This window comes from Aeromonas sp. sif2416 (assembly GCF_019218665.1).
Classification (GTDB): Bacteria; Pseudomonadota; Gammaproteobacteria; order Enterobacterales; family Aeromonadaceae; genus Aeromonas; species Aeromonas encheleia.
This window is the reverse complement of the sequence record NZ_JAHUXC010000004.1, coordinates 182485-205028: the sequence shown is the minus strand read 5'-3', so window position 1 is coordinate 205028 and position 22544 is coordinate 182485. Positions and strand designations below refer to the sequence as shown.

The window sequence follows — 22544 nt, the reverse complement described above, 5'->3', positions numbered from 1 at the left end:
GACTGATGGCCTGGATGGAAAAATTGATGATGCAGGTGGCCCTGGTTGACCAGGTCACCAAGCCCCTTGCCGGCATCAATGCCCAGATGGACAAGGTCAGCAAGGCGGGCCGCCAGGGCTGGAGCAACATGGCCATGGGGGCCACCACCCTGGCCGCCGGCGGGCTGGCGGTGCAGGCGGCCCTGGGTCCTGCCATCGAAATGGACCGGGCCCTCTCCGAGGTGGCCTCCCTCGATGTGCAAAAGGACGTGCTCGGGGCGCTCGGCCGGGAAGCCCTCAAGCTGTCTGTGCAGTACGGCAACTCGGCCACCGAGATTGTCCGCTCCTCCTACGATATCCAGTCCGCCATCGCAGGGCTGGAGGGCAACGAGCTGCCCGCTTTCACCCGCGCCTCGACCGTTCTGGCCAAGGCCACCAAGGCCGACACCGCCACCATCACCAACTACATGGGCACCATGTACGGCATCTTCGAGCAGCAGGCCAAGAGAATGGGCAAGGCCAACTGGGTGGAGGATGTGGCCGGCAAAACGGCGCTCGCGGTGCAACTGTTCAAGACCACCGGCCAAGGCATGGCCGATGCCTTTGGGGCCATCGGTGCCAACGCCACGGCGGCCGGGGTGTCGATGGATGAGCAGTTCGCCGTGCTGGGCCAACTGCAGGCCACCATGGGCGGCGGCGAAGCCGGGACCAAGTTCAAGGCCTTCCTGGCCGGGGTGGGCAGTGCCCAGAAGGCGCTCGGCATGAAGTTCACCGACGCCGCGGGCAACATGCTGCCGGTGCTCACCATCCTCGACAAACTCAAGGCGCGCTATGGCGAGACCCTGAGCGTGGCCGAGGGAGACGAGTTAAAGAAGGCGTTTGGCTCGGATGAGGCGGTGGCCATGGTCAAACTCCTGATGACCAACACCAAGGCCCTTTCCACCAACATCAACGCCCTGGCCAACACCCATGGCATGGGCAAGGCCGAGCAGATGGCCGCCTCTATGACCGACCAGTGGGAGCGGGTGACGCAAGCCTGGTTCGCCATTCGGGCTGCCGCCTTCGGGGTGGTGCTGCCAGCCATCCACAAGGTGGTGGGGGTCTTTGCCGATGGCGCCGACACCGTGCTGCGCTGGACCCACCTATTCCCGAACCTCACCCGGGCGGTGAGTTATGCCCTGCTGGCCATCGTGGGCCTCGGCATGGTGACCGGTGCCTGGATGCTGGTCGCTGGCGTGGCCAAGCTGGCCACCCTGGGGCTCGGCATTGCCTGGTCGCTCCTGATCGCCCCGCTCAACCTGCTCAAGGCCGGGCTGGTTGCCTTTCGCGCCATCCTGCTGGCCGTCAACATCATGATGGCTGCGAACCCGGCCGTGCTGCTGGCCTATGTGGTCGGCGGGCTGCTCGTCGGGGCTATTGGGCTGGCGATCTACTACTGGGACGACCTCAAGAAGACCCTGGCGGATTGGGGCGTGTTTGAGGCAGTCCAGGCGATGATCGACGGAGCCGCCGCTGGCTGGGTCAGCTTCATGCAGCTACTCGGCAACCTGAGCCCCTTTCAGTTGCTGGGGCGGGCGGTGGACTGGCTGATCGAGAAGCTCAACCTGATCCCGGGGGTCAATATCGAGCTCGGCAGCATGCCGGATCTGCAGATGCCCGCGCTCACCCCGCTGACCCTCCCGGTCATGCCGGGGACGGTCAGCACCCCCATGGTGGCAGAGCAGCAACAGGCCTCGATCACCGCCCCCCTCGCCCGCTACCGCCAGCCGGAGCAGAGCAAGGTGCCTGCCGGCGGACTGGGCCAGCAGCTGATCCAGGCCAACGCAGCCGCGAGCTCTGCCAACCAGAAGCCCGCCAAGTCCCTGCACATCGGCGAGGTGCACATCACCAACCAGAACCCCATGACCCCGGAACAACTGGCAGAAAACGCCTGGCTGGAGACCAAGTGATGAGCGACCCCAAGTACATCGACATCCTGGTGGTGAACGGTGCCTGGCAGCTCGATGCCGGCGGCCAGCCCCGCACCACCCAGGACCGGCACAGCATCGGTCAGGACATCAAGCACCGCATCATGGAATCCGGGCTCGCCCGCAAGCTCATCGGCGAGCGCAGCCCGACCCTGCGCAGCGACGTGATGACCGAGATTGAGCTGCTGGTTGAAGACGACGAGCGGCTGGTGCCCGGCACCATATTCATCAGCGAAGAGGCCCCCGACCGGATGCTGGTCACCGCCCGCACCTATGAATTCGGCGAACTGGAGGTAACCCTGTGAATCTGCGCCCGACCGTAGACTTTATGGCCCTGCTGGCCGAGGCCGGCGTGCCGACCACCGAGGCGGCCATGGAGGCCGAGCTCAAGAAGGAAGTGGTGGCCGCCGGCTCCCTCATCACCAACGACAGCGATGTGAGCCCCTTCTGGCGGCTGGTGCGCGGCGTGGTCATCACCCCGGCCCTCTGGCTTATCCGCACCCTGCTGGCGGGCCACGTGCTGCCCAACACCTTCGCGGCCACCGCCACCGATGCCTATCTGGACCTCAAGGCCTGGGATGTGGATCTCACCCGCAAGGCGGCCCAGAAGACCCGGGGCCTGGTCAATTTCGTCAAGGCCAACCCGAGCGACGCCGTCACCATCCCGGCCGACATCTGGGTCACCACCGAACGCATCAACGGCACCATCTATCGCCTGCGCCCCCTGCAGGCGGTGGTGAGCCCGGCCGGGGAAGCGGTGGCCCGGGTGGTGTGCGAGGCCGAGCTCGCCGGCGCGGCCTGGAACCTGGCCCCGGGATATTACAACCTGCTGAGCGAACCGGTGACCGGCATTCTCTCGGCCCGTAACGATGACAAGGAGTGGATCACCACCCAGGGCAGCGACGTCGAGAGCAACGATGCGCTCGGCCTGCGCATCCAGAACCAGTTTTCGGCGGTGGGGCGCTACCACATCGACGCGATTTACCGCTCCATGCTGGCGAGCGTCGCGGGGATCCGCGCCGATCACATCTTCTTCGAGCACGACGCCCCGCGTGGACCCGGTACCGCCAACGCTTACATCCTGCTGGAGGTGGGGGCCACCCCGGCCAGCCTGATCAATCAGCTCAACGACTACGTGGGCCGCCAGGGCAACCATGGCCACGGGGATGATCTGTTCGTGATGAGCATCCCCGAGACCCAGCACAGCCTCACCCTGGCACTCTGGCCCCAGGCCAACCTCACCGACGAACAGCGGGCCGCGCTCAAGACTGGTGCCGAGAACCTGGTCAGGGCGGCATTTCGCCAGTCCGCAGACTTCCCGGCCGTCACCCGCACCTGGCCGCGCTCGCGCTTTTCGCTCTCCCAGCTTGGCCGCGAGCTACACAGCCAGTTCCCGCAGCTCCTGAGCCTGCGCTTTGGCGAGAGTGACATCGTCGCGGGGCTGGCCATCCCTCGCCTGAGCTCGCTGGAGGTGACCCTGCATGACTGACCCGACGCCCCTTGAGCACGAGCTGCAGGCGCCGCGGCTACCGGATGCCAGCGCCCCCTGGTGGGAAGACGGCTACACCATCAGCCCGGCCCATGCCGAGCCGGGGTTCCTGGCCAAGGGCATCAACGCCTTCTGGCAACGGATCAAGGGCTGGCTGCTGCTGCCGCTGGCCCAGCAAGACCCGCTGACCTGCTCGGAGTCCTTGTTGGCCCTGCTCGCCTGGGAGCGGGACATCGCCCGCTTCAACGGCGAGCCGCTGCCGCTCTTTCGCAAGCGGGTCAAGTTCGCCTTTGTGAACGCCAGAGACGCCGGCGAAGTGGCGGGCTTCAAGCGCATCTTCGAGCGCCTTGGCATCGGCTGGTGCGACATCCACGAACGCCAGGCCGGCACGCCCTGGGACGTAATCACCATCGAGGTGACCGATAGCGCCATCGCGAGCAACCAGCAACTGATGGAAACCCTCATCCAACACTATGGCCGCACCTGCCGCCGCTACCGCTTCCAGGTGGTTTACCCGGTCACCGCCACCCTGCGCCCCGGTCGCATCGACATGGGTCAGCAGGTGTTCGGCGCGACACTCAAGAGGACCCCATGAGCCAGATCATTACCAACGCTTTCGCCAGCTACCTGCAGGCGAGCCTCGCCAACCAGACGCCGGTGGTGCTCGATGAGTTCGTGCTGGCCAACATCCCGGGCCTGGACCCGAACCAGCCGATAAGCCCGGATCTCGGCTTGCCTCCGGCGGGCCAGATCGTGCATCGCCGCGCAGTCGATCAGCGCGGTCGCATCAACAACGACGCGGTGGCCTACACCATCGTGATGGACACCACGGTCGGCGATTTCAGCTTCAATGCCCTGTACCTCATCAACAAGGCCAGCGGCATGGTGGGGATGATTGTGCACAAGGGGCTGGAGACCAAGCTCAAAACCAATGAGGCCACCGGCCAGACCGGCAACAGCCTGGTCAAGTCCATGTTGATGGAGTACGACCGGGCAAGCGAGGCCACCGCCACCCACGTGGATGCCAGCACCTGGCAGATTGACTATGCCGCCCGCCTGCTCGGGATGGACGACGACCTGCGCCTGCAGGCCCTGCAGTTCTTCGGGCCGGCTACCTTCTACGGCGACGGCTTCAAGCTGGTGAATGAGGCCGGCGTCTACAAGGTGCAGCCCGGGGTGGCCTATGTGGGCGGCCTGCGCGCCCAGCTCGACGAGGTAAGGAAAGTCACCCCCGGCGCCAAGCCGGTGGGGCTCTGGCTCGACATCTACCGGGCAGGCTCCCTGCTCAATGCTTGGGTGAATCACGTCACCCTCACCCTGAGCGTGCCGGCCCTCGCCGACTATGTGGACGGCAACGGCTATCAACACCACGTGGCCCAGGTCGCCACCATCAACAACGACGGCAGCGTCACCGACCTGCGCCGCAAGCGCACCATCGAGCTCTCCGGTGATGTGACTGGCAAGGGGATCCTGGAAGATGCCCAGGGCGTCAACATCGCGGTGGAGATCAAAGACAACAGCCACGGCCATCTGATGGAGAACGTGGCGGGCTTAACGCAAGCGCTCGCCAGCAAGCTCGATACCAGCGGCTACAAAGCGCGCCGCGATATGTTGAGCAACAACGGGACCGCCTTTGATGTCACCTACAACAAGGACATGAACACCTGCAAAGCGGGTGACTTCGGGCTGTACGCGAAGACCGGCAGCAAGAACGCGCCCCCGACATCAGGCAACTATTTCTACTGCGAGACCAAGCGCATCTATGCGACCGAGCCTCTGATCCAGATTGCCTGGCCATACGACGGTGATGGAGTCCTGGCCATGCGCAACTACAGCGCGAACACCTCAACCTGGAGCTCGTGGCGCGAGGTCTTCGACACTGGCCACAAGCCGACCATCCAGGAAGTCGAAGGCCTGCAACAAGCCCTGAACGGCCTTTCGCCCACGTCTCACTCGCACCAGGGCTCCTGGCTCAACCCCATCAATCTGGGTACCGAAGACCTCGACACTCTGAAAGAGCCCAAGGTGTATGCCCAGCATGCCAACGCCAACGCCTCCGCAGCCCGCCACTACCCGGAGAACAGCGCGGGGGCGCTCATCGTCAGCTCTGGCGCCGGTCCCCAGCAGACCTACCTGGTCTACAACTCCAGCCGGGTCTGGCGCCGGGCGCAGTACAGCACCGGTGCCTGGACACCCTGGACCCGGGATTACAACACCGGCAACAAGCCCACGCCGGCCGAGCTCGGCGCGGCTGCGGCGAGCCACTCTCACCCCTGGTCCCAACTGACAGGGATCCCGGCCTATGCCGCGCGCTGGCCCAGTTGGGGAGAGGTCACTGGAAAGCCCGGCACCATGCCGCCGTCTGCCCATACCCACACCGCAGCACAGGGCAACGCCGACATCGTCACGAGCAGTTACGGGCAGGTGGGCACCTATGTACTGGCCTCCAATGTCTCCGGCGCCACCAAAGGCATCGGCGCCACAGTGTCGGGGTCCAGCCTGGTACCGGCCTCGGCAGGGGAACGGCACCAGGACGGCGCCAAATTGGCTGGCACCTGGAAGTGCCTAGGCTACTCCTTCGGCTCGGGCGGCCCCTTCGATACCCGCATCACACTCTGGATAAGGATCGCCTGATGGAGATCATCACCGCCAAAAACGTCATCGCCTACACCAACCAACCGGATGCCCTGGACATGGAGGTGGCCTTTGCCCACCTGCCCGGTCAGTTCGTCACCTTTACCGCCCGCAAGGACGACTCGGCCGAACATGGGCGCGAGCTCTATGTGCGCGCCATGTTTGGCGACTTCGGCGAGATCCGCACGCTGGCCCAACCCGAGTACCTCCCGAGCGAAGCCGAGCAGCAGCGCAAACTCGATACCCTGCAGGCCGAGGCCACCCTGCACATCGCCCCTCTGCAGGACGCCAAAGAGCTGAAGCTGGCCACCCCGCAAGAGCTCGACAAACTGGAAGCCCTGCAACGCTATCGCATCGCCCTGATGCGCCTGCCGCAAAGCGAGGGTTGGCCAACTTCGGTCACCTGGCCGGAGATGCCCCAATGAGTTGGGCCCAGGGGGCGCTGCGCTGGCCCGCGAGCGCTGACACCCTGCACACCCGCTCCCGGGAGGTACTGGGGCAGCTCCCGGCGAGCCAGGCGAGCGCCATGGGCCGACTGCAGGGACTGGCCGCGCGGGCCCAGTATCGGCGCCACCCGCTTAGCGAGGCGGCCGGGGGCTTGGCCGGTCTTCGGGCCGAGCTCGACCGGTTGCTGGTGATTGGCCACTGCCTCACCGTCACCCCCTATCAGCACGGAGTGGGACAACTGCAGGGCACCCAGCACCATCTGTCCGCCCCCAACGCGGTGGCGGCCCTGGCCGCCAAGCTGCAGGATGGCGCCGACCCACGGCAGCCCAGCGGGCAGCAGCATGCCCTCGCCTGGCTGGTGACCGGCAACAGCGCCGAAGACCTAGCCCGGCAGTTGGCGCTCCTCTGCGCCCTGCTGCCGTTGCCGGAGTGGTGCGCCACCTTGCGCCGCCTCACGGCCAGCAACGACACCATGCACCAGCCCACCGCCGCCAGGGTGCCGCGCTGGCGCGCCGGGGAGCCCCTTTGCTGGGCACCGCTGCGCCCTGCCCGGGCGGCACTTGGCGCGGAGCTGTCCCAACTGGAGAGCCTCGCCAGGGATAGCCAGAGCCCCATCGACAAGCTACAGGGGTTAGCCCTGCGCCGCAGCGCACGCCTCGATGTGCTGGCCACCGCCCTGGCCGAACTTGGCACGCTATCCGGCACGCTCTGGCACTGGCAAGGCCTGGGAGATGCGGCGAGCCTCGCCACCCAACTCGAGCAGAGCACGTCCCCCGACCACAGCATGAGCATGACGGTCGGTGCCCTGCTGCTTTCCCCCTCCCCGCTCACCTTCTGGCAGGAGTTGACCCCATGAGCCAAGCCATGCTGACCCTGGATGGCGAACCCATCATCATGAAGTCGATGCGGGTGTCCGCATCGATGCAGTTTCAGGACAAGGACCAGAGCGGCCAGACCAGCTCGACCAGCAGCGCCGAGCAGGGCGCCAAGGGCAAGGAGCTCGATGTTTCGGGTCTTATCCCGTTCAAAGAGGAGCGCATGCTGAGCCGGCTGTTTGAGTTGGCCGACGCCAAGGGCAACGGCGGAAAGCGCCACATCTACCGGGTCGGGTCGCTCCTGGCCAAGTCGGTGAAGGTGCGCCAGGCCAGGTTCGCCGGGCGCATCACCGCCAGCGAACAGGAGGGGCTGCTGGCCTGGCAGGTGCAATTCACCTTGAAGGAGTTCAACTCGGTACCGGAGAAACGCGAGCAGCGCCTGCCCAAGCAAGCCCCGACCGTGGGCCAGGGCACTGCCAACACCAGCGCCGCCAAGCCCGGCGGCAAAGAAACTGAGAACGAGTCGCAAAGCCTCAGCAGCTTTGAGCGCTACGTGCTCCAACCGATGGATGACATGCTGGCATGAAACTGACGACCTCACTGACCCTTGCCGGCCAACCGGTGCACCTCATCGGCCATGACCTGGTGCTGGATCTCAACGCCGGCGGCCGCGCCGCCCTCACCATCGAGGGCACCGCCAGCAAGGGGCAGACCTTCACCCTGGACACCGGCTATAACGGCGACCTGCGCCGCTGGTTCACGGGCTACGTGTACGATGTGCACCCCGCCGCCAACGGTGCCAGCAAGCTGCTGTGTCGGGAGCTCGCCGGTGCCCTGGGATCCCGCCTCCCCATCAGCCAGCAGCATGCCACCCTGCGCGCCCTGCTGGCCTGGCTGACCGACCGCTGCGGGCTCACCTTCCTGCTGCCCCAGGGGGCGGACTACACCGACCGGCCGATCCCGAACTTCACCAGCGCGGGCACCGGCTATCAGTTGCTCGATAACGCCGGGCGCGCCTTCGAGGTGCCGGACTTTGTCTGGTACCAGCAACCGGATGGCGCCATCTACGTGGGCAGCCATGCCCATAGCCGCTGGCATGGCAAGGAGGTGACGCTAGATCCCGCCTGGTCAGGTCGCCAGGCGGGCGACACCCTCACCCTGTCGCCGGTGCCGACCATCCGGCCCGGGGCCATCATCAACGGCAAGCGGGTGATGCGGGTACGCCTCAAGGGCGATGAGATGACCCTGGCCACGGCCACACCCGGCAAACCGGTGAAGTCGCCGGAGCGACGCAAGATGGAGGGCGAGTTCCCGGAGCTGGCGGACAAGATGCACCTGCCAAAGTTCGGGCGGGTCGAAGCGGTAAGCGATCAGGCCACTGCCGGCCAGCTCAATGACCCCTTTCGCCCGCGCTACGCGGTGGATGTGCAACTGCTGGGCGAGGATGGCCAGCCGGACAAGGCCGCCCCGCTGTATCGGGCGGTGCCGCTGCCGGTGCTGTTCGGCGGGCAGGAGCAGGGCCTGCTGCAGTTCCCCGTCGAGGGGACCCTGGTTGAGCTGGGGTTCGCCTTCGGCCGGGCCGACCGGCCCTTTATCCGCACCGTGCTTGGCAGCGGCTGGGCCTTGCCCGACATCGCCCCGGGCGAGCAACTGCAGCAGCAACGGGCCGAGGTGTTCAGCCGCATCGATACCGTGGGGAACCTCTGCCGCCACACCGACCGCCGCCTGCACGACCAGGCCCTGCAGATGCAGCATCAAAGCGATGACTACCTGGGGGACCATGGCCAGCATCGGCTGCAGGTGGCGCAACACAGCGTCGAAGAGGTGGGCGGGTTCAAGCTCATCGAGGCGCTAGGGGCCATCGAGCTGCTGGCCGGCGACGATCTCACCTTGGGGAGCCTCGGCAATCTGAGCCAGACCACGGCCGGAGATCTGGTCGAGGTGGTGGGACAACTGCGCCGAGCGGTCGCAGGCGAACTGCAGCACCTGGAGGCGCCCCGCTCCTGGGTGGGAACGGATAGCGTGAACATCTTCCGGCTACTGCTGCAACTGATGAACGTGGTGGAGCAGCTGGCCGCCGCCACGGCTGGCCATACCCACGGCAGCGGACCAGCACCAGGGAACAGCGCGGCAATGACGGAACACGGCCAACAAGCCAAGCAACTGGCCAACCAACTCTCTCCCATCATCGAATAAAACAGAGGGCCTTTAAGGCCCTTTCTCATTTTTGCTCAAACATCTCTTTGTTTAACTTCTCTTTCAGTGCTTCCAAAGAGAGTCTGTCTAACGCATGGTCCAGTTTCATAAGACCATGTGCTTCACACTTTTGAGAATAGATCTCCTTGCCAAATCGCCAGCTCGTCTGTTTGACGTAGCACTGCTCCCATCCCAAACGTTCAATATTCGACATGCTGACTTTTTGTGTCAGCAGTCCCAAACCAGCAGCAATAGCAATCAGGGTGACAACGAAGATCACCCGCCGCTTAACCGCTTTTGAGGAAAGGTCTGGCTCAGGCATGTCCCGAGAAAATATCAGCTTTCCACCGGCGTATAGCATGAAAGGGGCCGCTAGTAGACTAACGAAGATAGCGAACCATCCCCGCCAGTCATTCATTCGCAACGGATCTGCCGGTGTAAGTGCTTGCAGGTCGATGAATTCAGAACCAAACACCATGGCCATCCAAAGGCCACCTATTCCGAGTAATGCGACAACCAATCCACTGGCTCGCATCTGCCATGAGATCTGCCCAGTCATTCAAACTTTGCCTTAACCGCTTGTTTCATCATCTCTGAAAGCTCTGCCTCTTCGTCAACAAAGTCGATAATCTTACCAGCAGCAATCGTTGCCAGGGCAAAAACCGTCCCGGTTAACAAGATCCCGAGACCAAACACAGTCGCAACAACTCCCGCAGCAATAATTCCAACTCCATTAGCAAGTGTGCCTTTGACAAGGTCTATGCCCACATTGCTGAAGAGATCTACCATCGTCGTCTCATCCCGTAAGATGTAGTCGATGACGTTTACCGAAACGGAGAAGACAAAATCAGCCAAGAATCCCATCTTGACCAAGTGGGCATTCGCCTTTGCGCCTATACCCAACCTGAGAATCTTGGGATTGCTGGCTTTCCAGATATTCCCAGGGATCGTTTTGTGAACCTGCTTATAGTTCTTGATGATCGTATAGGGTTCACCATCGATAACCTTGGTGTACGCAATTACCCCCATACCACCTAGCGCTTTCGCTGTAGATTGGGCGAGACGAATCCTTTCACCGGCATCTTTGATGGACTTGGCATCCCCCAGACGATCTTTGGCATTCAGCTCTTTCCAAAGCGCTTGGAGTTCTTCAAAGGTCAGTACAGCGACAGTTTGAACCGGTTGTGTATAGACGACGTCAAGGTACTCACCCGTAATAGGATTATATGGGGGCCAATAACCAGGTGATGATGCCGGAATTTCCACGGGACTGGGCGCCGATGCCATAGCCGCGGCGCGGGCGGAGGGAGCACCATCACCCACAGTGACAGTTCCCCCACCAATGATGACCCCACCACAAGAAACCCCCTTCCCTGTAAACGCTAGCGGCTGACCATTCACAAAAACGGTTGAAGAACCCGCAGCGATAGACCTGGGATGTTGTGGATTATTGGGTTTGTCATGAGGTTCGAGAGGGTCACCTACACGAGCGGCCGGGAGACCATCAATAAATACATCTGGAGAGCCGGAGATAATCTTGGTTGGTGGGAACCCATCATGGTCAGTTCCAATATCGCCAACCTTTGCTGCATTACCCATAGCAAGTTCCCGTTCTGTGATTCAAGAACAGAGCACTCTAAGGAGTCACTGGAGGCTTGGTCAAAGCTATAAATCGAAAGTTAAGAAGCGAGTCTCAAAATGAACTGCTATGCGACAGGACATGGCCAAGACTGCCTGACAGCCCGAAGATGGCCAGGGAAAGGTGCCGCAACTAGAGGGCCATCAGGCAGGACTGCATCATACGTGAAGCCTGCGTACGCTCACAGCCTCCCGTGAACGATGGCGACGTCCACCGCCGCGTCTACGCCACGGAATCCGCGCTCATCCGCTCCCGCCTGCGGGGTTCACCGATAAAATTTTTTGCAAAAGTGGATTACCGCAAAACGATAGGCCCAGGCCGCGCCCCATCAAGGATCCGCAAGGCGTTGAGGATCTGCAAAGAAGGATCTTTTTTGCAGGCTTTTTCAGTTCAATGGGGCTCATAAGCTCAGAAGAAAACGCGTAACTCATTGAATATATTTAGTTATGTGTGTTTTCCGTGAAAATTGGACTGAATAAGGAGGATCTTGAAGACTGATAGTAATTTGAAGAAAAGACTTTAAATTCATAATGTTATTTTCATTTTCGTGTTGTTTGGGAACTGCAACTTTCCAAAACCGTTTATCTTGTTTGATCACGCTCAGCTATCCATCGTGGGCACTACTGGGTATCGCCGCCCTGAAAGTAGACCTATTTATACCTACCTGCGTTCATGAGGCTTGCCCGTCAGGATAGGAGCTCATACGATACCCAGCGATATCAATTGCCATGGAAGGATAATGAGTGAATAGGCAGACTGAGCTAAGGCATAGGATCCGACAATCCATCAGTAAATCGAGACCAAAACAAAACTCAACAGAAGGAGTCAACTCGGCATTGAAATTTTGGCAGGATATGTTGATGTTTTTACCCATAATTTATGCAGCAATCTATCTGATTGGCCTTCTCTACCACATTGGATATTTGGGGGAGTTTAGATTAGGGCCTGAAGAGTTCCCATTATCAACAGACCTGATTTTGTTACAAGGAGTGATTTCCTTGATAACTATGTCCTCGCCACACGTATTTTACGCAATTCTGCTATTTGCAGCCTTCTTAGCACTACTCGTATTTCTCCTCTTTGCTCGTCGAACCCGGGAGAAACTCACCATATTTTTCAATCATCTGAAAAGCGTGAACAGGGCCAGTAGAGAACTGAAAGAGACTATGTCTTCCGCTAAAGTCACAACTCAACTGATGGAAAAGAGTGCCGAAATATATGCAAGATTCGTTGTGTTGTTTGTGCCGCTACTTATGCTGATTTTTATGGGTGTAGTCTCAATGCAAAACGGTATTGCAGCTACAAAAAAAGACAAAGAAAACCTATTTTTAACCACTCCAGACAGAACAGAAAGCACATCACCGTTGTTAAAAAATGGACCTTACCTGCGAGTAGCCTGTAACTCAGTGCACTGTGCCTACTGGAATAAACAAGGCACTATCATTCTCCGCCATGACCAAGTGGAGCAGACATACTTACCGTCCCAAAGAAAGCAAGAAAAATCATAGCGTACTATGCATTTCCTCCCTCCAACTACTGCACAAAAAAGGCTCCAAACTATGGAGCCTTCTTCTAGCTGTTTGGTGCCCAGGTCAGTGAGCCGCCAACTCACGAAACAGGTCTGGTTTATCCTGGATAAGCCCCAGCACTTTCGCGGCTAACCCCGTTGGATTGCGGCGCCGGGTTTCCCAGCTTTTGACCGTATCCACACTTGTTCCCAGTGCTAGGGCAAACTCTTGCTGCGAAACCTTGAGGGCCAGGCGAATGGCCTTGACGTCAGCGACCTCGTATTTGGTCCGTGCAGCAGGTTCTAAGCGGCCCTGCTTGATCTCGACAGCCTCTTCCAGGGAAGCCTTCAGTTCGTCAAATATGTTCATATCAAACCTCCCCTTTCAGTAACGTGGTCAATTTCTTCAGCTCAGCCTTTTCTGCTGCTGTGAGGCTCTCTTTCTCACTCTTCGCATACGCCAGTACCAGGTAAATCGTCTCTACAGTTGCCAAGAAGTAGATCACCCTGGCACTGCCGCTTTTCCCTTGCTGGCCTGTTGCCATGCGAACTTTTCGCAAGCCACCAGTACCTTGGATCAAGTCGCCTTTTTCTGGCTGGGCAATCAGCTCGACTTGCAGTGCTCTGAGCTCATCGTCTGTCGCTAAGGCTTTTATCTGTCTAGTGAAGATAGACGTCTCAATAAATTCAATCGCGTGACTCACGCATCACTCACTCTGAGCATTCATCATGGTGTACATAGTACACATCACGAGTCAGCGAGGCAACATGGCCATTCTGGCTGTGCCCCACCCCTGCCGCCAATGCGTCCACTAAGCTCTCAGGCTCCGATGGCATCGAGTCAAATAAATGGGGCAATATGTGGACACTAAAAATAAAAAATCCATATAAAACAGTTAATTGCAGATACAAAAAAGGAGGCCTAGGCCTCCTTTTATCTTTCATAACAGAACCGGATTAAACCAGAGCTGCTTTGGCCTTTTCAACCAGGGCGGTGAAAGCCAGCTTGTCGTGAACGGCGATATCGGACAGGATCTTGCGATCGATCTCGATAGAAGCCTTCTTCAGACCGTTGATCAGACGGCTGTAGGACAGACCGTTCTGACGGGCTGCAGCGTTGATACGCGCAATCCACAGCTGACGGAACTGACGCTTTTTCTGGCGACGGTCACGGTAGGCATACTGACCAGCTTTGGTTACCGCTTGTACCGCTACGCGGTAGACACGGGAACGGGCGCCGTAGTAACCCTTGGCGGCTTTCATTACTTTCTTGTGACGAGCGCGAGCAGTCACACCACGTTTAACTCTTGGCATTTTTCACATCCCCCTTATGCGTACGGCAGACAAGCGACAACACGTTTGTGGTCGGCAGCAGAAACCATGAACTTCGGCCCCAGCTTGCGCTTACGCTTGCTGCTCTTCTTGGTCAGGATGTGACGCAGGTGGTTGTGCTTACACTTGAAGCGACCTGAGCCAGTCTTCTTGAAGCGCTTTGCAGCACCCCGGTTGGTTTTCATCTTCGGCATTTCATCATACTCCGCATTGTGAGTGACAACAAAATCGCAAGGCGAACCGACTCATGGGGCGAACCCATGAGTCAATTTCTTGTGGGCCTTAAGATTTCTTCTTAGGTGCGAGGACCATCACAGCTTGACGGCCTTCGACTTTCGGGAACGACTCGACTACGGCCAACTCTTCCAGATCGGTCTTGACTCGCTCCAGAACCTTGATACCAAGATCCTGGTGAGCCATTTCACGACCACGGAAGCGCAGGGTGACCTTCGCCTTGTCCCCGTCTTCTAGAAAGCGAACCAGGTTGCGTAGTTTTACCTGATAGTCGCCTTCGTCAGTGCCAGGACGGAATTTGATTTCCTTGACCTGGACAACTTTCTGCTTTTTCTTCTGTTCTTTGGTGGTTTTGCTCTTTTCGTAGAGGAATTTGCCGTAATCCATGATCCGGCAAACGGGCGGCTCAGCGTTAGGACTGATCTCGACCAGATCCACTCCGGCCTCAAGGGCCAAGTTCAGAGCATCTTGAATGGTGGTGACGCCAATGGCCTCACCATCCAAACCGGTCAGACGAACTTCTTTCAGACGGATCTCTTCATTGATCCGGTGAGCGCGGGCTTGCGGTTGCTTGCCCAGTTTTTTTCCGCCTTTTATAGCTTATTCCTCCACTTTCTTTTGTCCGCGGGTCTGAACTTCCTGGGTCAACAGAGCGATTAGCTCTTCAACAGGATAAGTGCCCAGGTCAGCCCCTTTACGAGTTCGCACTGCAATCTTGCCGGCTTCAACTTCTTTATCGCCGCAGACCAACATGAAAGGAACTCGTTTCAAAGTATGCTCGCGGATTTTAAAGCCAATCTTCTCATTTCTCAAGTCCGCTTTTGCGCGAAGACCCGCATCATTCAATGCCTTGGCTACTTTCACTGCATAATCGGCCTGATTATCCGTGATATTCATCACCACGGCTTGAGTCGGTGCCAACCAGGTTGGGAACAGTCCCGCGTACTCTTCGGTCAGAATACCGATGAAGCGCTCGATGGAACCCAGGATGGCGCGGTGGATCATGACGGGCACGTGGCGCTCGTTATCTTCCCCCACATAAGTGGCACCCAGACGACCCGGCAAGGCAAAGTCGAGCTGCACGGTACCACACTGCCACGCACGATCAAGGCAATCATGCAGGGTGAATTCGATCTTGGGGCCGTAGAAGGCGCCCTCACCCGGCTGCAGATCGTACTTCAGACCGTTCAGCACCAGCGCCTCGGCCAAGGCCGCCTCGGCACGATCCCAGGCCTCGTCGGAGCCGATACGCTGCTCGGGACGGGTGGAGAGCTTGACCACGATGTTCTCGAAGCCAAAGGTGCCGTAGACGTCATAGACCATACGGATACAGGCGGACACCTCTTCCATGATCTGCTCTTCGGTACAGAAGATGTGGGCGTCATCCTGAGTGAAACCCCGTACCCGCATCAAGCCGTGCAGGGAGCCTGACGGCTCGTTGCGGTGGCAGGAGCCAAACTCGGCCATGCGCAGCGGCAGATCGCGATAGGACTTGAGGCCCTGATTGAAGATCTGGACGTGACCCGGGCAGTTCATCGGCTTGATGGCGTACTCGCGGTTCTCGGACTGGGTGGTGAACATGCCCTGGGCATACTTATCCCAGTGGCCGGAGCGCTCCCACAGTACGCGATCCATCATGGCGGGGCCTTTCACCTCCTGATAGTCATACTCACGCAGCTTGGTACGCATGAAGGTTTCCAGCTCACGGAAGATGGTCCAGCCATCGTTGTGCCAGAACACCATGCCGGGTGCTTCTTCCTGCATGTGATACAGGTCGAGCTGCTTGCCGATCTTGCGGTGGTCACGCTTGGCGGCCTCTTCGAGGCGCTGCAGGTAAGCCTTGAGCTGCTTCTTGTCGGCCCAGGCGGTACCGTAGATCCGCTGCAACATTTTGTTGTTGGAGTCGCCACGCCAGTAGGCGCCGGACATCTTCTGCAGCTTGAAATGGTGGCAGTGACGCATGTTCGGCACGTGGGGGCCGCGACACATGTCGACGTACTCTTCGTGATGATACAGACCGGGCTGGTCATCACGGGCAATGTTCTGATCCAGGATCTCGACCTTGTAGGTCTCGCCGCGGGCCTCGAACACGTCGCGCGCCTCCTGCCAGGAGACCTTCTTCTTGATGACGTCGTAATCCTTGGCGGCCAGCGCCAGCATGCGCTCTTCCAGGGCAGCCAGATCTTCGTCGGTCAGGGTACGATCGAGATCGATGTCGTAGTAGAAACCGTTATCGATGACAGGACCTATGGCCATCTTGGTCTGGGGCCAGAGTTGCTTGATGGCATGACCCAGCAGGTGAGCACAGGAGTGGCGCAGGATGTCCAGACCTTCTTCGTCTTTGGCGGTGATGATGGCCAGGGAGGCATCGGCTTCGATCAGCTCGCAGGCATCCACCAGTTCACCGTTTACCCGACCGGCAATGCATGCCTTAGCGAGACCGGGACCTATGTCCGCGGCGACGTCCATGACAGAAACGGCGTGGGCAAATTGACGTTGGCTGCCGTCAGGCAGAGTAATGATTGGCATTATGTATTTCCTTGACAGTGGTGACCCCTACCAAAGGCCACGTGTGAATTGAAAATGTCCTTTAAAATCAAGCCTCTCACTTGGATGTTTCACCGTTCACAATACGGTTGGTACACACAGTGGCACACAAATTATTTGTTGTGTGATGCTATCAATCGACAGGTACAGCGGAGGATTGTATCAGACGTGACAACTCAGACAAGTTGCCACGACGATTTTGCATACAGCGACGGGGCGGGTTATCGGATGGCGTGAGCGGGTGCGCGGGCCCATCCCTACTCAGGACGGGCCCCCTATTATGAAAATGGTTATTGCCGCCGAGCGTCCCATTGGCCCCCTCCCTGTGCTAGGTTTCCAGATAGGAGCCCGTCTGAGAGGAGATAAAGATGTACACCTATGACATTTCGTTTCCGGAGCACGCGGAGAAGATTATCCATCCGGATCACCTACTGACGACGCACTGCCCCGTGCATCTCGGGGAGCTGGTGATCCTGAGCGATGGCAGCAAGCGCGAGGTCTGCAGCATAGTGCACAGCGCCGATCGCAGCACCCTCTACGTCACCGACGTCACCCCGGGCAAGGTCAGCGCCAGTGCCTGAAGACGCAGGCTAGCTTGGCGTGCTGGCCTGGCCGGCCTCCAGGAGTGACTGCCCGTTGAAATCGAAGTCACTGCGCCCCTCTTCCGCCAGCGCCAGCTCCTGCAAGACCCGCAGCGCCAGCTTGTTGCCCTTCTGGGATGCCTGATAGAGCCACTGCTTGGCCTCGGCCATGTTGACCCGGCCGTTGGCCCCCATCAGATGGAGCACCCCCAGCTTGAGCATGGCGGGCACATCGCCGTTGTGGGCCGCCAGCTCCATCCAGTGAAAGGCCGTGCGCAAGTCCCGCTGCACCCCCACCCCGCGCAGGTAGAGCTCCGCCAACCGGTACTGGCCGAAGGCATCCCCCGCCTGCGCCGACTGGCGATAGAGGCTGACGGCCTGCGCCAGATCCTGCTCGCTCCCCTGCCCCACCTCGTGGCTCCAGCCCATCAGCGCCAGCGCCCTGGGCTGACCCTGATCGGCCAGCGGCTGCCAGATCCTGGTCGCCTCCTCGAAGTGGCCTACGCGCCAGGCACGGTTGGCTGTCGCCAGATCCTGCTCGGTGGAGAGCGGGATCAGACGCCAGATGACCAGGCCGATCACTCCGATAAACAGCCAGCGAGACGTTGTGGGTTTCATGATGATTTCCGTGATCCAGTTCTCATTTTGTCTATGTAAACGAAATGTAGCGACGGGATCAAGCAGGAGATCTCTCTGTGATGTCATTTAGAGGGTGGCTTGCTGGCGGAACTTGAAATTTGGCGTGCGCCCGAGCAGAATGACTGTACATATAAACAGTATTGGTCGGCGACTATGGCAGGACGAGGCAGTACCCACAACATCGATCACCGCTTCAGCGGCCCGCTGATCGAGGTCATCGACGATGGTTGGCAGCATAAGGCCGCGCCTGAGTTTGAGGCCTCGGCGCCCCAGACCGAGGTGCGCGAGATCCAGGCCAAGAGCATCATCAGCCACAATCTCTCGCCGGATGTTCCCTTTGGCCGCTCCATCAACCCCTATCAGGGCTGCGAGCACGGCTGCATCTATTGCTACGCCAGACCCAGCCACGCCTATCTGGAGCTATCCCCCGGCCTCGACTTCGAGACCAAGCTGTTCGCCAAGATCAATGCCGCCGAGCTGTTGCGGCGGGAGTTTGCCAGGCCCAGCTATCAGCCACAGACCATAGTGCTGGGGGCCAATACCGATCCCTACCAGCCCATCGAACACCATTACCGGCTCACTCGCGTCCTGCTGGAGGTGATGCTGGCCCACCGCCATCCGGTGGGGATCATCACCAAGAGCGCGATGATATTGCGGGATCTCGATCTGCTGGCCGAACTGGCCAGGGAGGGGCTGTGTCAGGTGATGGTGTCGGTGACCACCCTCAACGAGACGCTGAGGCGGCAGCTGGAACCCAGAGCCAGCACCGGGGCCGGGCGACTCAAGGTGATCGAGAAACTGGCCCAGGCGGGGGTGCCGGTCGGCGTGTTGGCAGCTCCCATGATCCCGCGCCTCAACGAGCCCGAGCTGGAGCAGATCATCAGGAGCGCGGCCGAGGCGGGCGCCGGCTGCGCCGACTACATACTGCTGCGGCTGCCCCATGAGCTGACGACCCTGTTCAGCGACTGGCTGAGCGAGCATCATCCTGGTCAGAAGGAGGCCATCCTGAACCAGCTGCGGGCCAGCCGTGACGGCAGCCTCAACAGCCCGGCCTTCGGCACCCGCATGCGGGGCCAAGGCCAGTTTGCGGATCTGCTCGCCCAGCGCTTTCGCCTCATCAGCAAACGGATGGGGCTCGGCAAGCGTCACGTTCAACTGAACCTGGATCGCTTCATACGCCCCAACGAGCAGTTACGCCTGTTCTGACGTCAGGCGGCCATCAACCCCTCGGTCGCGACGGATAGGAGCGCACCTGCTTGCCCTGTGCGATCAGCTCGGCGGGCAGGCGCGATGGCTCATAAGCGACTTCCTCCTCCTGCGCTTCCTGTGACGATGCCTTGGCATCCTCTCCCCACATCCGGCTCCACCAGATCTCCCACATGATCCAACTCGTCATAAGCTGTTCCTCCTGGATGATATCGGCACACTCCGGGCTCGGGCGTGATCGTGCCCTTACCCCTCGATGAACAACCGCAGTCTGTCCCGGTGGGATGACAGCCAGATGACGCAGGGATGAAGGATCGAGTATGAGAATGAGCTGGCGCACGGATTTGGCAGAGTGGCGCCCTCACGCCGATGTGGCTCGGAAGAATTCGGGTGGATCGCCACGGCGGGAGCGAACGGCAACCAAGGCAGGACAAACAAAAAGAGCGACCCAAGGGTCGCTCTTTTTTATCGATGCGGGTAGCGATTATTCGTCGCCAGCCACACCCTCTTCGCTGGAGCCTGCGTCGGCAGCGCCGGCGTCTGGCGCAGTATCTGCACCTTCAACCTGCTCACCATCGATGGCAACTACGTCGTTCTCTTCCTCGTCGCTCTCGGCGATGCGCTGCAGGCCGACCACGGTCTCATCTTCACCAGTACGGATCAGACGAACACCGCCGGTGTTACGGCCGATGATGCTCACCTCGGCGACCCGGGTACGCACCAGGGTACCGCCGTTGGTGATCAGCATGATCTGGTCGGTATCCTCGACCTGGATCGCATCGATCACCTTGCCATTGCGATCATCCACCTTGATGGAGATGACGCCCTGGGTACCACGGCTCTTGGTCGGGTACTCGGTCAACGCGGTCCGCTTGCCGTAACCGTTCTCGGTGGCGGTCAGGATGGCGCCCTCGCCACGGGGGACGATGAGGGAGACCACCTTGTTGCCATTAGGCAGACGGATGCCACGGACACCGGAGGCTGTACGACCCATGGGACGCACTCCCTTGAAGGTGCCCTTGCTCTCGGTGTTCTCGGCGCCTTCAACGCCGTCGCTGCCTTCGTCGTCGTTGCCGGCGTCAATGACGCTGTCGTCATCCGCGTCGGCATCATCGCTGACGTCCGCATCGGCGCGACCGCTGCCTTCAGCGAAGCGAACCACCTTGCCCGCATCGGAGAACAGCATGATCTCGTTGCTGCCGTCGGTGATGTCCACCCCGATCAGCTCATCGCCCTCTTTGAGGTTGATGGCACGAATACCGGAGGAGAGCGGACGGCTGAACGCAGACAGGCTGGTCTTCTTCACGGTACCGTCGGCGGTGGCGAAGAAGACGTACTTGTCGTCGGCATATTCCTTGACCGGCAGGATGGCGGTGATGCGCTCACCCTCTTCCAGCGGCAGCAGGTTGATGATCGGACGGCCGCGGGCGCCACGGGACGCCTCCGGCAGCTGATACACCTTGAGCCAGTAGACCTTGCCACGGGTGGAGAAGCACAGGATGGTGTCGTGGGTGTTGGCCACCAACAGACGCTCCACGAAGTCCTCTTCCTTGATCCGGGTGGCCGACTTGCCACGACCACCGCGGCGCTGGGCCTCGTAGTCGGTCAGCGGCTGATACTTCACATAGCCCTGGTGAGACAGGGTGACCACCACGTCTTCCGGGGTGATCAGATCTTCGATGTTGATCTCGGCGCTGGAGGCGTTGATCTCGGTGCGACGCTCGTCACCGTACTGATCGCGCACGGCCAGCAGCTCATCGCGGATCACTTCCATCAGCCGTTCCGGGCTTGCCAGGATGAACAGCAGCTCGGCGATCAGATCCAGCAGAGATTGGTACTCTTCCAGGATCTTCTCGTGCTCGAGGCCGGTCAGCTTGTGCAGACGCAGATCCAGGATGGCCTGGGCCTGCTGCTCGGTCAGGAAGTATTGACCTTCACGGATGCCGAACTCCGGCTCCAGCCACTCGGGACGGGCCGCGTCGTCGCCTGCTTTTTCCAGCATGCCGGCGACGTTGCCGAGCTCCCAGCCACGGGCAATCAGCTTGGCCTTGGCATCGGCCGGGGTATCGGAGTGACGGATCAGCTCGATGATGGGGTCGATGTTGGCCAGGGCGACCGCCAGACCTTCCAGGATGTGGGCCCGATCCCGCGCCTTGCGCAGTTCGAACACGGTCCGGCGGGTCACTACCTCACGGCGGTGCAGCAGGAAGGCATCCAGGATCTCTTTAAGGTTCATCACCTTGGGCTGGTTGTTATCGAGCGCCACCATGTTGATACCGAACGTGGTCTGCATCTGGGTGTGCTTGTAGAGATTGTTCAGCACAATCTCGCCGGACTCGCCGCGCTTGATCTCGATAACGATGCGCATGCCGTCTTTATCAGACTCATCGCGCAGGGCGCTGATGCCCTCGACTTTCTTCTCTTTGACCAGCTCGGCGATCTTCTCGATCAACCGCGCCTTGTTCACCTGATAAGGCAGCTCGTGAACGATGATGGTCTCGCGACTCGTCTTCTCGTCCACTTCCACTTCGGCCTTGGCCCGCACATAGACGGAGCCACGACCGGTACGGTACGCCTGCACTATGCCGGCGCGGCCGTTGATGATGGCGCCGGTGGGGAAATCCGGGCCGCTGATGTAGGTCATCAACTCATCGATGGTGAGATCGCCATTGTCGATCAGCGCCAGACAGCCGTTGACTATCTCGGTGAGGTTGTGAGGTGGAATGTTGGTCGCCATGCCCACCGCGATACCGGAGGAACCGTTGATCAACAGGGTGGGTATCTTGGTGGGCATGACCGCCGGGATCATCTCGGTGCCGTCGTAGTTCGGCACCCAGTCCACGGTCTCTTTGTCCAGATCGGCCAGCAGCTCGTGGGAGATGCGGGCCATCCGCACTTCGGTGTAACGCATGGCCGCGGCGTTGTCGCCGTCGACCGAGCCGAAGTTGCCCTGACCATCGACCAGCATGTAACGCATGGAGAAATCCTGCGCCATCCGGACAATGGTGTCATACACGGCACTGTCGCCGTGGGGGTGATATTTACCGATTACGTCACCGACCACACGGGCCGATTTCTTATAGGGCTTGTTCCAGTCGTTCCCCAACTCGTTCATAGCAAACAGAACGCGGCGGTGAACCGGTTTCAAGCCATCACGCACATCCGGCAGAGCTCGTCCTACGATCACGCTCATGGCGTAATCAAGATAGGAACTCTTGAGCTCTTCTTCGATGTTGACCGGCGTGATCTCTCTGGCCAGATCGCTCATAGAAAGCCTTAATCCCTAATTAGTTGTTCTTTGGCTTAAACAGCGCGACATAGTAACACAGGAC

General features: G+C 60.0%; 23 protein-coding genes. 12 read left to right on the top strand and 11 right to left on the bottom strand.

All coding sequences use genetic code 11. The features are described 5' to 3' along the window. Nucleotides 1-5 precede the first annotated feature (5 nt). From KW821_RS10130 to KW821_RS10090, 9 genes are read left to right on the top strand one after another with little or no spacing between them, the layout of a single operon-like run. Complete coding sequence (locus KW821_RS10130; protein WP_218291354.1) at nucleotides 6-1928, top strand: phage tail tape measure protein; 1923 nt, start codon at nucleotides 6-8, stop codon at nucleotides 1926-1928. Beyond that, the gene (locus KW821_RS10125) at nucleotides 1928-2251 is read left to right on the top strand and encodes a DUF2590 family protein (protein WP_218291353.1); all 324 of its coding nucleotides are present in this window, start codon (nucleotides 1928-1930) and stop codon (nucleotides 2249-2251) included. Before KW821_RS10130 ends, KW821_RS10125 begins: the two co-directional genes overlap by 1 nt. Then, complete coding sequence (locus KW821_RS10120) at nucleotides 2248-3435, top strand: baseplate J/gp47 family protein (protein ID WP_218291352.1); 1188 nt, start codon at nucleotides 2248-2250, stop codon at nucleotides 3433-3435. The genes KW821_RS10125 and KW821_RS10120 overlap by 4 nt, the downstream gene beginning before the upstream one ends. Beyond that, complete coding sequence (locus KW821_RS10115) at nucleotides 3428-4030, top strand: phage tail protein (RefSeq protein WP_218291351.1); 603 nt, start codon at nucleotides 3428-3430, stop codon at nucleotides 4028-4030. Before KW821_RS10120 ends, KW821_RS10115 begins: the two co-directional genes overlap by 8 nt. Further along, nucleotides 4027-6069: a phage tail protein gene (locus KW821_RS10110; RefSeq protein WP_218291350.1), complete on the top strand. Its 2043-nt coding sequence runs from the start codon at nucleotides 4027-4029 to the stop codon at nucleotides 6067-6069. The genes KW821_RS10115 and KW821_RS10110 overlap by 4 nt, the downstream gene beginning before the upstream one ends. Continuing rightward, entirely contained in the window at nucleotides 6069-6494 is a 426-nt protein-coding gene (locus KW821_RS10105) for a tail fiber assembly protein (RefSeq protein ID WP_218291349.1), read from the top strand. Before KW821_RS10110 ends, KW821_RS10105 begins: the two co-directional genes overlap by 1 nt. Next, entirely contained in the window at nucleotides 6491-7372 is an 882-nt protein-coding gene (locus KW821_RS10100; RefSeq protein ID WP_218291348.1) for a hypothetical protein, read from the top strand. The genes KW821_RS10105 and KW821_RS10100 overlap by 4 nt, the downstream gene beginning before the upstream one ends. After that, nucleotides 7369-7917, top strand: a complete 549-nt coding sequence (locus KW821_RS10095) for a hypothetical protein (RefSeq protein WP_218291347.1) — start codon at nucleotides 7369-7371, stop codon at nucleotides 7915-7917. Before KW821_RS10100 ends, KW821_RS10095 begins: the two co-directional genes overlap by 4 nt. Beyond that, nucleotides 7914-9527 carry a hypothetical protein gene (locus tag KW821_RS10090; RefSeq protein WP_218291346.1) on the top strand — a complete coding sequence of 538 codons (1614 nt, stop codon included), beginning with the start codon at nucleotides 7914-7916 and terminating at the stop codon, nucleotides 9525-9527. Before KW821_RS10095 ends, KW821_RS10090 begins: the two co-directional genes overlap by 4 nt. Before the next feature lie 25 nt (nucleotides 9528-9552). Here KW821_RS10090 and KW821_RS10085 read toward each other — a convergent pair whose 3' ends face one another. After that, nucleotides 9553-10086 carry a hypothetical protein gene (locus KW821_RS10085; RefSeq protein WP_218291345.1) on the bottom strand — a complete coding sequence of 178 codons (534 nt, stop codon included), beginning with the start codon at nucleotides 10084-10086 and terminating at the stop codon, nucleotides 9553-9555. Continuing rightward, a complete protein-coding gene (locus KW821_RS21715; protein WP_256353423.1) occupies nucleotides 10083-11126 on the bottom strand; it encodes a type VI secretion system PAAR protein in 1044 nt (347 codons plus the stop codon). Before KW821_RS21715 ends, KW821_RS10085 begins: the two co-directional genes overlap by 4 nt. 876 nt (nucleotides 11127-12002) lie before the next feature. On the opposite strand from KW821_RS21715, the gene KW821_RS10075 reads away from it, so the two are divergent. Next, the gene (locus KW821_RS10075; protein ID WP_218291344.1) at nucleotides 12003-12674 is read left to right on the top strand and encodes a hypothetical protein; all 672 of its coding nucleotides are present in this window, start codon (nucleotides 12003-12005) and stop codon (nucleotides 12672-12674) included. An 84-nt stretch (nucleotides 12675-12758) separates the two neighbouring features. On the opposite strand, the gene nadS is transcribed toward KW821_RS10075, so the two are convergent. The 6 genes from nadS to thrS all read right to left on the bottom strand — a co-directional run bounded on the left by nadS (nucleotide 12759) and on the right by thrS (nucleotide 16768). Continuing rightward, entirely contained in the window at nucleotides 12759-13043 is a 285-nt protein-coding gene (gene nadS, locus KW821_RS10070; protein ID WP_218291343.1) for a NadS family protein, read from the bottom strand. Between the two features lies 1 nt (nucleotide 13044). Beyond that, the gene (locus tag KW821_RS10065) at nucleotides 13045-13377 is read right to left on the bottom strand and encodes a type II toxin-antitoxin system RelE/ParE family toxin (protein ID WP_113995678.1); all 333 of its coding nucleotides are present in this window, start codon (nucleotides 13375-13377) and stop codon (nucleotides 13045-13047) included. A gap of 253 nt (nucleotides 13378-13630) precedes the next feature. After that, on the bottom strand, nucleotides 13631-13987 hold the full coding sequence (gene rplT, locus KW821_RS10060) for a 50S ribosomal protein L20 (protein ID WP_005300683.1): 357 nt from the start codon (nucleotides 13985-13987) through the stop codon (nucleotides 13631-13633). Between the two features lie 14 nt (nucleotides 13988-14001). After that, nucleotides 14002-14199: a 50S ribosomal protein L35 gene (rpmI, locus tag KW821_RS10055; protein ID WP_005315535.1), complete on the bottom strand. Its 198-nt coding sequence runs from the start codon at nucleotides 14197-14199 to the stop codon at nucleotides 14002-14004. A gap of 88 nt (nucleotides 14200-14287) precedes the next feature. Beyond that, the gene (gene infC / locus KW821_RS10050) at nucleotides 14288-14818 is read right to left on the bottom strand and encodes a translation initiation factor IF-3 (protein WP_256351883.1); all 531 of its coding nucleotides are present in this window, start codon (nucleotides 14816-14818) and stop codon (nucleotides 14288-14290) included. Between the two features lie 21 nt (nucleotides 14819-14839). Beyond that, entirely contained in the window at nucleotides 14840-16768 is a 1929-nt protein-coding gene (gene thrS / locus KW821_RS10045; RefSeq protein WP_042652214.1) for a threonine--tRNA ligase, read from the bottom strand. 386 nt (nucleotides 16769-17154) lie between these two features. Here thrS and KW821_RS10040 point away from each other — a divergent pair, with 386 nt between their 5' ends. After that, nucleotides 17155-17367, top strand: a complete 213-nt coding sequence (locus KW821_RS10040) for a hypothetical protein (RefSeq protein ID WP_042652215.1) — start codon at nucleotides 17155-17157, stop codon at nucleotides 17365-17367. 9 nt (nucleotides 17368-17376) lie between these two features. Here the strand turns inward: KW821_RS10040 and KW821_RS10035 are convergent, their stop codons facing one another. Continuing rightward, nucleotides 17377-17985: a tetratricopeptide repeat protein gene (locus KW821_RS10035; RefSeq protein WP_218291342.1), complete on the bottom strand. Its 609-nt coding sequence runs from the start codon at nucleotides 17983-17985 to the stop codon at nucleotides 17377-17379. Nucleotides 17986-18159: 174 nt separating this feature from the next. Between KW821_RS10035 and KW821_RS10030 the strand changes: the two genes are divergently transcribed. After that, the gene (locus tag KW821_RS10030; protein WP_218291341.1) at nucleotides 18160-19212 is read left to right on the top strand and encodes a PA0069 family radical SAM protein; all 1053 of its coding nucleotides are present in this window, start codon (nucleotides 18160-18162) and stop codon (nucleotides 19210-19212) included. Nucleotides 19213-19225: 13 nt separating this feature from the next. Here KW821_RS10030 and KW821_RS10025 read toward each other — a convergent pair whose 3' ends face one another. After that, nucleotides 19226-19402 (bottom strand): hypothetical protein, encoded by a 177-nt coding sequence (locus KW821_RS10025; protein ID WP_218291340.1) that lies wholly within the window; start codon nucleotides 19400-19402, stop codon nucleotides 19226-19228. 294 nt (nucleotides 19403-19696) lie between these two features. Continuing rightward, complete coding sequence (gene gyrA, locus KW821_RS10020; protein ID WP_218291339.1) at nucleotides 19697-22480, bottom strand: DNA topoisomerase (ATP-hydrolyzing) subunit A; 2784 nt, start codon at nucleotides 22478-22480, stop codon at nucleotides 19697-19699. Nucleotides 22481-22544: the final 64 nt, after the last annotated feature.

Bases quoted from the DNA above. Each gene is read 5' to 3' on its own strand.
- KW821_RS10130 (WP_218291354.1), top strand. From the start codon at position 6: ATGGCCTGGATGGAAAAATTGATGATGCAGGTGGCCCTGGTTGACCAG.
- KW821_RS10125 (WP_218291353.1), top strand. From the start codon at position 1,928: ATGAGCGACCCCAAGTACATCGACATCCTGGTGGTGAACGGTGCCTGG.
- KW821_RS10115 (WP_218291351.1), top strand. From the start codon at position 3,428: ATGACTGACCCGACGCCCCTTGAGCACGAGCTGCAGGCGCCGCGGCTA.
- KW821_RS10110 (WP_218291350.1), top strand. From the start codon at position 4,027: ATGAGCCAGATCATTACCAACGCTTTCGCCAGCTACCTGCAGGCGAGC.
- KW821_RS10105 (WP_218291349.1), top strand. From the start codon at position 6,069: ATGGAGATCATCACCGCCAAAAACGTCATCGCCTACACCAACCAACCG.
- KW821_RS10100 (WP_218291348.1), top strand. From the start codon at position 6,491: ATGAGTTGGGCCCAGGGGGCGCTGCGCTGGCCCGCGAGCGCTGACACC.
- KW821_RS10095 (WP_218291347.1), top strand. From the start codon at position 7,369: ATGAGCCAAGCCATGCTGACCCTGGATGGCGAACCCATCATCATGAAG.
- KW821_RS10090 (WP_218291346.1), top strand. From the start codon at position 7,914: ATGAAACTGACGACCTCACTGACCCTTGCCGGCCAACCGGTGCACCTC.
- KW821_RS10085 (WP_218291345.1), bottom strand. From the start codon at position 10,086: ATGACTGGGCAGATCTCATGGCAGATGCGAGCCAGTGGATTGGTTGTC.
- KW821_RS21715 (WP_256353423.1), bottom strand. From the start codon at position 11,126: ATGGGTAATGCAGCAAAGGTTGGCGATATTGGAACTGACCATGATGGG.
- nadS (WP_218291343.1), bottom strand. From the start codon at position 13,043: ATGAACATATTTGACGAACTGAAGGCTTCCCTGGAAGAGGCTGTCGAG.
- rplT (WP_005300683.1), bottom strand. From the start codon at position 13,987: ATGCCAAGAGTTAAACGTGGTGTGACTGCTCGCGCTCGTCACAAGAAA.
- rpmI (WP_005315535.1), bottom strand. From the start codon at position 14,199: ATGCCGAAGATGAAAACCAACCGGGGTGCTGCAAAGCGCTTCAAGAAG.
- thrS (WP_042652214.1), bottom strand. From the start codon at position 16,768: ATGCCAATCATTACTCTGCCTGACGGCAGCCAACGTCAATTTGCCCAC.
- KW821_RS10040 (WP_042652215.1), top strand. From the start codon at position 17,155: ATGTACACCTATGACATTTCGTTTCCGGAGCACGCGGAGAAGATTATC.
- KW821_RS10035 (WP_218291342.1), bottom strand. From the start codon at position 17,985: ATGAAACCCACAACGTCTCGCTGGCTGTTTATCGGAGTGATCGGCCTG.
- KW821_RS10030 (WP_218291341.1), top strand. From the start codon at position 18,160: ATGGCAGGACGAGGCAGTACCCACAACATCGATCACCGCTTCAGCGGC.
- KW821_RS10025 (WP_218291340.1), bottom strand. From the start codon at position 19,402: ATGACGAGTTGGATCATGTGGGAGATCTGGTGGAGCCGGATGTGGGGA.
- gyrA (WP_218291339.1), bottom strand. From the start codon at position 22,480: ATGAGCGATCTGGCCAGAGAGATCACGCCGGTCAACATCGAAGAAGAG.